At 77.2% G+C, this 8589-nt stretch carries 5 protein-coding genes; 3 read left to right on the top strand and 2 right to left on the bottom strand.

Annotation, left to right across the window (positions count from 1 at the left end; genetic code table 11):
• The first annotated feature begins 38 nt into the window (after positions 1–38).
• The 3 genes from GTQ99_RS15695 (at position 39) to GTQ99_RS15705 (ending at position 6390) form a co-directional block, all read left to right on the top strand.
• Positions 39–2516: a DNA gyrase/topoisomerase IV subunit A gene (locus GTQ99_RS15695; RefSeq protein ID WP_166616672.1), complete on the top strand. Its 2478-nt coding sequence runs from the start codon at positions 39–41 to the stop codon at positions 2514–2516.
• 101 nt (positions 2517–2617) lie between these two features.
• Positions 2618–4969: a glycoside hydrolase family 65 protein gene (locus tag GTQ99_RS15700; protein ID WP_338075029.1), complete on the top strand. Its 2352-nt coding sequence runs from the start codon at positions 2618–2620 to the stop codon at positions 4967–4969.
• A 65-nt stretch (positions 4970–5034) separates the two neighbouring features.
• Positions 5035–6390: an amidohydrolase gene (locus GTQ99_RS15705; protein WP_166616673.1), complete on the top strand. Its 1356-nt coding sequence runs from the start codon at positions 5035–5037 to the stop codon at positions 6388–6390.
• Positions 6391–6409: 19 nt separating this feature from the next.
• Here the strand turns inward: GTQ99_RS15705 and GTQ99_RS15710 are convergent, their stop codons facing one another.
• Together GTQ99_RS15710 and GTQ99_RS15715 are read right to left on the bottom strand one after the other, a co-directional pair.
• Positions 6410–8050, bottom strand: a complete 1641-nt coding sequence (locus tag GTQ99_RS15710) for a carboxylesterase/lipase family protein (protein ID WP_166616674.1) — start codon at positions 8048–8050, stop codon at positions 6410–6412.
• A gap of 128 nt (positions 8051–8178) precedes the next feature.
• On the bottom strand, positions 8179–8589 hold a 411-nt coding region (locus GTQ99_RS15715), incomplete at its 5' end, for a putative PEP-binding protein (RefSeq protein ID WP_338075030.1).

The following is an 8589-nucleotide window of genomic DNA, read 5'->3' on the forward strand; positions in this document are numbered from 1 at the left end:
GACGCGTCGCGTCGGAGCGGGACGGCAGAATGCCGGGCATGCCTCGCAAGACCGCACCTGCCCCGCCGCCCGACGTCCCCGAGCGGATCGTCGACATCGACGTCGAGCAGGAGATGCAGGGGGCCTTCCTGGAGTACGCCTACTCGGTCATCTACTCGCGCGCCCTGCCCGACGCCCGCGACGGCCTCAAGCCCGTCCAGCGGCGCATCCTCTACATGATGCAGGACATGGGCCTGCTGCCCACCCGCGCGCACGTGAAGTCGGCCCGCGTGGTCGGCGAGGTCATGGGCAAGCTGCACCCGCACGGCGACGTCGCGATCTACGACGCGCTGGTGCGCCAGGCGCAGCCGTTCACGATGCGGCTGCCGCTGGTGGACGGGCACGGCAACTTCGGCTCCCTGGACGCCGGCCCGGCCGCGCAGCGCTACACCGAGGCGCGGATGGCGCCGGCGGCGCTGCTGATGACCACGGGCCTGGACGAGGACGTCGTCGACTTCGTCCCCAACTACGACGACCGGCTCACCGAGCCCGGCGTGCTGCCGGCGGCGTTCCCCAACCTGCTCGTCAACGGCGCCAGCGGCATCGCGGTCGGCATGGCCACCAACATGCCGCCGCACAACCTCATCGAGGTCGTGGCCGCCGCGCGCCACCTCATCAAGCACCCCGACGCGGGGCTGCCGGCGCTCATGCGCTTCGTGCCGGGCCCGGACTTCCCCACCGGCGGGCGCGTGGTCGGCCTGGAGGGCATCAAGGACGCCTACGCCTCCGGGCGCGGGACGTTCCGCACCCGCGCGAGCGTGCGGGTGGAGAAGGTCGGCCGCCGCCAGGCGCTGGTCGTCACCGAGCTGCCCTACGGGGTGGGTCCCGAGCGGCTCATCGAGAAGATCGCCGACAGCGTCAAGAACAAGCGCCTGCAGGGCGTCGCGGACGTCACGGACCTCTCCGACCGCACCCGCGGGCTGCACCTGGTCATCGAGGTGAAGAACGGCTTCGTCCCCGAGGCCGTGCTGGAGCAGCTGTACCGGCTCACCCCGATGGAGGAGACGTTCGGCATCAACAACGTCGCCCTGGTCGACGGCCAGCCGCGCACGCTGGGGCTGCTCGAGCTGCTGCAGGTGTTCATCGCGCACCGCCTGGACGTGGTGCGCCGGCGCACGAGCTTCCGCCTCACCCGGGCCAGCGACCGCCTGCACCTGGTCGACGGGCTGCTCGTGGCGATCGTCGACATCGACGAGGTCATCGCGATCGTGCGCGGCAGCGACGACGCGGGGATCGCGCTGTCGCGGCTGACGGAGCGCTTCGCGCTCTCCGAGCCGCAGGGCCGCTACATCCTCGACATGCAGCTGCGCCGGCTCACCCGGTTCTCGCGCATCGAGCTGGAGCGCGAGCAGGCCGAGCTGCGGGCGACGATCGCGCAGCTGCAGGCGATCCTGGACGACGAGGGCCGGCTGCGCTCGCTGGTCGGCGACGAGCTGGCCGCGGTCGCCGCCGAGCACGGCTCGCCGCGGCGGACGGTGCTGCTCACCTCGGCCGGGCCGGCGCCGGGCGCGGCGACGCAGCTGGAGATCACCGACGACCCGTGCCACGTCCTGCTCAGCTCGACGGGGCTGCTGGCGCGCACGGCCACCGCCGAGCCGCTGGGCACCGAGGGCCGGCGCAGCAAGCACGACCTCGTCGTCTCCGCCGCCCCCGCCACCGCGCGCGGGTACGTGGGGCTGCTCACCTCCGCCGGGCGGCTGGTGCGCGTGCCGGTGCTGGACCTGCCGGTGCTGCCGCCCACCAACGGCCGCCCGACGCTGTCCGGCGCTGCGGCGGTGAAGGAGTTCGTCACCTTCGGCAAGGGCGAGCGGGCGCTGGGGCTGGTGCCGCTGCCGGTGGCCGGCGTGCAGGACCCCGACGACCCGGGGTTCGCGCTGGCGACGGCGACGGGCGTGGTCAAGCGGGTCGTGCTGGAGGCGCTGGGCACCCGCGAGGAGGTGGACGTCATCGCGCTCAAGGACGTCACCGCCCGCCAGCGCGACGAGGTCGTGGCCGCGGTGCAGCTGACCACCGGCGAGGAGGACCTGGTCCTGGTCTCCTCCGACGCGCAGCTGCTGCGCTTCCCCGCGGCGCTGGTGCGCCCGCAGGGGCGCGGTGCGGCGGGCGTGGCGGGGATCCGGCTCTCCCCCGGTGCGCGGGTGGTGTCGATGACGGCCGTGGAGGCCGACGACCCGGACGCGGTCGTCGTCACGGTCGCCGGGGACTCCGCGGGCGGCACCGGCCAGCTGGGTTCGGCGAAGGTGACGCCGCTGGCGGAGTACCCGGCCAAGGGGCGGGCCACCGGCGGCGTGCGCTGCCACCGCTTCGCCCGCGGCGAGGACGCGCTGCTGCTGGCGTGGGCCGGGCGCGGGCCCGCCGAGGCGGCGACGCCGACGGGGACGGCGGTGGCGCTGCCCGAGGTGCCCGGCCGCCGCGACGGCTCGGGCACCGCGCTGGACAAGCCGGTCGCCGCGATCGCGGGCCCGCCCGTCCTCTGAGCCCGGCGGGGGGGTGCCGACGAGGTGCGGTCGGGCCCCCCACCTGCTCGGATGGCGCACGACCCGTCGAGGCGCGGCGGGCCGGACGACGGGAGCGGCACGTGAGCGGGGACTCCGAGGGGTCGAGGCAGCACGAGGACGGGGGCCTGGGGGCGGTGCACCCGTGGGCGGTGCACGAGGGCGAGCTGGACGTGGCCGCGCTGGAGCGCACCGAGTCGCTGTTCGCCCTCTCCGACGGGCGCGTCGGCGTGCGCGGGTCCCTCGACGAGGGCTCCCCGTGCGGCAGCCCCGGCACCTACCTCAGCGGCGCCCACGAGCTGTGGCCGCTGACCTACCCCGAGTACAGCTACGGGTACCCGCAGGTGGCCGAGCGGCTCGTCGCGGTGCCCGACCCCACGCTCGTGGAGCTGTTCGTGGGCCCCGAGCGCCTCGACGTGCGCACCGGCGAGCTGCACGCCCACGAGCGCACCCTGGACCTGCGCGCGGGCTCGCTGCGCCGCGAGCTGGAGTGGACCTCCCCCGACGGCGCGCAGGTGCGGGTGCGCTCCGAGCGCGTGGTGCCCCTGGACCGCCCGGGGCTGCTGGCCGTGGACTACCGGGTGCAGGTGCTCGGCGCGGCGCAGGAGGTCGAGGTGCGCTCGGCGGTGGTGTGCAGCGCGCAGCTGCACGAGCCGGTGACCGAGGCGAGGGCGCGCGGCGGCAGCGTGCGCCAGCGCACCGACGGCAGCGCGCTGGCCGTGGCGGTGGTCTTCGACCACGACGTCACCGGTCCCGCCGACACGCAGGTGCGCACCCACGCCCTCGCCGACCGGGTCGTCACCACCGCGCGCGTGCGGCTGGAGCCCGGGCAGGAGCTGCGGGTGGTGAAGGTGGCGACCCTGGGCTGGGCGCGGCAGGTGGACCGCGAGGCGCTGCTGGAGCGGCTGCGCGCCGAGCTCACCGAGGGCCTGCGGGCCGGCTGGGAGCACCTCGCCGACGAGCAGCGCGCCGTCCTCGACGACTTCTGGCAGCACGCGGACGTGCGCGTCGACGGCGACGAGCGGCTGCAGCAGGCGGTGCGCTTCGCGCTGTTCCACGTCTTCCAGGCGGCCGCGCAGGCCACCGACCGCGGCATCCCCGCCAAGGGGCTGACCGGCACCGGCTACGACGGGCACACCTTCTGGGACACCGAGGTGTTCGTCATGCCGATGCTCAACCACGTGTGGCCGCCGGCCGCCCTGGAGGCGCTGCGCTGGCGGCACGCGATGCTGCCGGCGGCCCGCGACCGGGCCCGGGAGCTGGGCCTGGCGGGGGCGACGTTCCCCTGGCGCACCATCACCGGCCGCGAGAGCTCGGGGTACTGGCCGGCCGGCACCGCGGCGGTGCACCTGAACGCCGACATCGCCGACGCCGCCGTCCGCTACGTGCACGCCACCGGCGACGAGGACGCCGCGCGCGAGCTCGTCACCGACGTCGTCGTGGAGACCGCGCGCTCGTGGGTGGTGCTGGGCCGCGAGGACGAGGAGGGGCGCTTCCACGTCGACGGCGTCACCGGCCCCGACGAGTACAGCGCGCTGGTGGACGACAACGCGTACACCAACCTCATGGCGCAGGCCAACCTGCGCGCCGCGGTGGAGCTGGCGCGGCGCTTCCCCGAGCGCGCCGACGCCCTCGGCGTCGACGAGGACGAGGTGGCCGACTGGGTGCGCCTGGCCGACGCGGTGCACGTGCCGCGCGACCCGGGCACCGGCGTGCACGCGCAGGACGCCGGCTCCACCCAGCGCAAGCGGTGGGACTTCGAGAGCACGTCGCCGGAGCAGTACCCGCTGGCCGACAACTTCCCGTACTTCAGCCTCTACCGGCGCCAGGTGGCCAAGCAGGCCGACCTGGTGCTGGCGATGCAGCTGCGCCCGGAGGCGTTCACGCCCCAGGAGAAGCGCGCCGCGTTCGAGTACTACGAGGAGCTGACGGTGCGCGACTCCTCGCTGTCGGCGTCGGTGCAGGCCGTCGTCGCCGCCGAGGTGGGGCACCTGGAGCTGGCGGCCGACTACGCGCACGAGGCCGCGTTCGTGGACCTGCACGACCTGCGCGGCAAGACCCCCGACGGGCTGCACATCGCCTCCCTGGCCGGGGCCTGGCAGGCGCTGGTGGCCGGCTACGGCGGGATGCGCGACGCCGACGGCCGGCTGGTCTTCGCGCCCCGGCTGCCGGAGGGGCTGCAGGGGCTGTGCTTCCGCACCCGCCACCGCGGCTCCTGCCTGGAGGTCTCGCTCGCGCGCGAGGGCGCGGGGCAGCGGGTGACCTACACCGTCGTCAGCGGCGGAGCGGTCGACACCCGCCACCACGGGGAGGAGTTCACCGTGGAGCCGGACGCCCCGCGCACCTTCGACGTGCCGGAGCTGGGAGAGGCGCTGCCGCGCCCCTCGCAGCCGCGCGGGCGCGACCCGCGCGAGGTGCGCGCCCGGGCGAGCTGAGCGCCGCCGCACCCGGCGGCGCGGGGGCTGGATCCGCGGCCCGGTGCGCGGTAGGCCTGCCTGCCATGGCTGAGCAGACCCCCGACGCGGCGCGCGACGACACGCGGCCCACCCGGCCGGACGCGACGTACCTGGAGGGGGTGCGCGCCGCCACCGAGCGGGCGGCGGCCAGCGCCGTCCCGCTGCGCAGCGCCTTCGCCGGCGCGCCGGCGGCGGTCCTCGACGCCGCCGAGGCCGCCGTGGCGGAGCTGCGCGAGGAGCTGCTGGGGCTGAGCCACCGGCTGCACGCCCAGCCCGAGGAGGCGTTCGCCGAGCACGCCTCCGTGCGCGCGGTCGCGGACCTGCTCGCCGGGCACGGGGTGGACGCGCAGGTCGGGGTGCACGGGCTGCAGACCGCGCTGCGGGCGCGCGTCAGCGCCGGCGAGGGGCCCGTGGTGGCGGTGCTCGCCGAGTACGACGCCCTGCCGGGCGTCGGGCACGGCTGCGGGCACAACGTCATCTGCGCCTCCGCCGTCGGCGCCTTCCTCGCCCTGGCCGCCGCGCTGCGCTCGGGAGCGGTGGGCGGCACCGCGCTGCTGCTGGGCACCCCCGCCGAGGAGGGCGGCGGCGGCAAGGAGCTGATGGCCCGCGACGGCGCCTTCGAGGGCGTGGACGCCGTCGTGATGCTGCACCCGTTCAGCTACGACGTGGCCGTGCAGCCCTTCCTGGGCCGCCGGCAGGTGCGGGCGACGTACACCGGGGTCGCCGCGCACGCCTCGGCCCAGCCGTTCATGGGGCGCAACGCCCTCGACGCCGTCGTGGCCGGCTACCAGGGCGTCGCCATGCTGCGCCAGCACATCAGCCCCGCCGACCGGGTGCATGGCATCGTCGTCGACGGCGGCCAGCGGCCCAACGTGGTGCCCGCGACGGCGTCCTCGGAGTACTACGTGCGCTCGGCCGAACCCGCGACCCTGGCCGACCTGTGCGGGCGGGTGGAGGCGATCCTGCGCGCCGCGGCCGCCATGACCGGCTGCGGGGTGCGGCTGGAGTGGGACCGCCGGCCGGCGTACCTGCCGATCCGGGCGAACCTGGAGATGGCCGCCCGCTGGACGCGCCACCAGGCCCGCCGCGGCCGCACGGCGCTGCCGCCGGGGGTGGTGCCCGAGACGCTGTCGGGGTCCACCGACCTCGGCAACGTCAGCGTGCGGGTGCCCTCGATCCACCCGATGCTCGCGATCGCCGGCCCGCAGCTGTCCCTGCACACCGCGGAGTTCGCGGCGGCCGCGGGGTCCGCCTCCGGGGACGCCGGGGTCCTCGACGGCGCGGTGGGGCTGGCGCTGACGGCCCTGGACGTGCTGGCCGACCCGCAGCTGCTGGCCGCGGTCCGCGCGGAGTTCGAGGCCGCGGGCGGGGTGCTGGACGTCGAGGGGTTCCTGGGCTGAGCGGCGCCCCGGGAACCCCTCAGCCCCCGGTGCGCGCCGTCCGGTCCGGGCCGGTGGAGCCGGGCCCGCCCGTGGGCGCAGCGGTGGGCGCACCGTCGTAGGGGCGGAACTCCACGTCGTGCCAGATCGCCGCGCGCGGGTCGGGTTCGCGCTCCAGGCGGTCGGTGGAGCCCCACACCCGCACCGGCGTGCCGTCCGCGCCGATGGCCGGCCAGCCGGGGTCGCCGTGGGCGGCGAAGGAGGTCCACGCATCGACGACGCGCCGCGACAGCGCGCTCGCGGCCGGTGTGGGGAACAGCCCGGGCAGCCGCTCGCCCACCCCGGGCAGGCGCCGCGCCAGCGGCAGCACCGGCACCGCGTGCAGGAACAGCTCCATCGCCAGCGGGTTGCCGAAGGCGAACGGCACGTCCAGCCCGTGGGTGGCGCCGAACCGGCCGCCGAAGGCGGGTGAGCGCCAGGTGAAGCGGGCCAGGAACGTGCGCCCGCCGCGCTCGGCGTGCCGGCGCGCGAAGCGGCGGGAGGGTTCGGCGAACAGGGCGTCGGTGAGCAGCGCGTCCCCCACGGCACCGGGCCCGGCGCCCGGCAGCAGCCGCCGGTAGGCCGCCACCCCCCGCGGGCCCAGGCCCACCGCCCCGGCGAACGCCGCCACGTCGGCGCCCGTCCTGGCCACGGGCGCGAAGCGGCTGCGGGAGAACAGCGTCCACTCGTCCTCGGTGGTGCTCACCAGCAGGTCCACGTCCGGGTCGCCGCCCGCGTGCGCGCCCTCCATGGCCGGTCCCGGCACCAGGTCGCCGTCGACGACGGGGTGGTAGAGCAGCGGCACGGCACCGCGCGGACCGGCGTCGGGGTCGGCGGCCAGGTCCTCGGCGACGGCGGCCGTCGCCGCCAGCAGCCGAACCGGCGGCAGCCCCGCGAACCCGTCGAGCGTCGCGGGCACCCGGGCCGCGTTCGCCACCCGCGCGGCCACCCGCCGGGCCTGCGCCACGGTGTAGGTCTCGGCGGTGGTGCTGGCGGCGACGGCGCGCGAGAACAGCCCCCGCGCGGCGGGTGCGCACAGCAGCGCCGCCACGGAGGCGGCGCCGGCGGACTGCCCGGCGATCGTCACCCGGTCCGGGTCGCCGCCGAACGCGGCGACGTTCTCGCGCACCCAGCGCAGCGCCGCCACCTGGTCCAGCAGCCCGCGGTTCTCCGGCGCCCCCTCCACCGACCCGAACCCCTCGAAGCCCAGGCGGTAGTTCAGGGAGACGACGACGAAGCCGCGGCGCACCCACGCCCGCGGGTGGTAGGCGGGCGCCGAACCGGACCCGGAGATCCAGCCGCCGCCGTGGATCCACACGAGCACCGGCAGGGCGCGCCCGCGGCCGGCGGCGGCGTCCGCGGGGGCGGACTCCGGTGTGGAGACGTCGACGGTGAGGTGGTCGGCGCCCGCCCCCGGGTCCCAGCCGTAGCCGGAGCGGGGGTCTTGCGGCGCGACCGGCGAGGGTTCGCGCGCCTCGCGCACCCCCCGCCACGGCGCCGGGGGCGCGGGGGCGGCGAAGCGGGCGCGGCCGACCGGCGCGGCCGCGTAGGGGATGCCGCGGAAGGCGAGGACACCGCGCTCGGGCGGCCTGCCGCGGACGGCTCCGGCGGTCGTGACGACGACCCTGGGGTCCCTGGCCATGGCGCTCCTCCCGGACGGGCGCCCGGAGACGTCCCGGACGCGCGGCGCGCACCCCTGAGGGACCTCTCGGCGAGGCCGGGGGGACGTCCCGCCGAGAGGTCCGTCACGGGTGCGCGACCCCTCGCACGCTACAGCGCGAGGACCTCGGGGTCCGCCAGGCCCGCCACCGCGGTGCGCGCCGACCGCGGGGAGTCGGCGGCCAGCGCGGCCGCGGCCATCGCCCGGCACGTCGCCGCCGTCGTGCGGGCCAGGGCGGCGCGGACCGCGGGCACGGCGGCCGGGGCCATCGACAGGCTCGTGGCGCCCAGGCCGACGAGGACGAGCGCCAGCAGCGGCTCGCGGGCCGCCTCCCCGCACACCCCGACCGGGCGGCCGGCGGCGGCGCCGGCCGCGCCGGTGAGGGCGACGAGCTGCAGGAGCGCCGGCTGCCAGGGGTCGAGCAGGTCGGCCAGCCCGCCGGCGAGGCGGTCGGCGGCCATCGCGTACTGCGCGAGGTCGTTGGTGCCGATGCTCACGAAGTCCAGCCCGGCCGCCAGCAG

Source organism: Kineococcus vitellinus, assembly GCF_009906315.1.
Classification (GTDB): Bacteria; Actinomycetota; Actinomycetes; order Actinomycetales; family Kineococcaceae; genus Kineococcus; species Kineococcus vitellinus.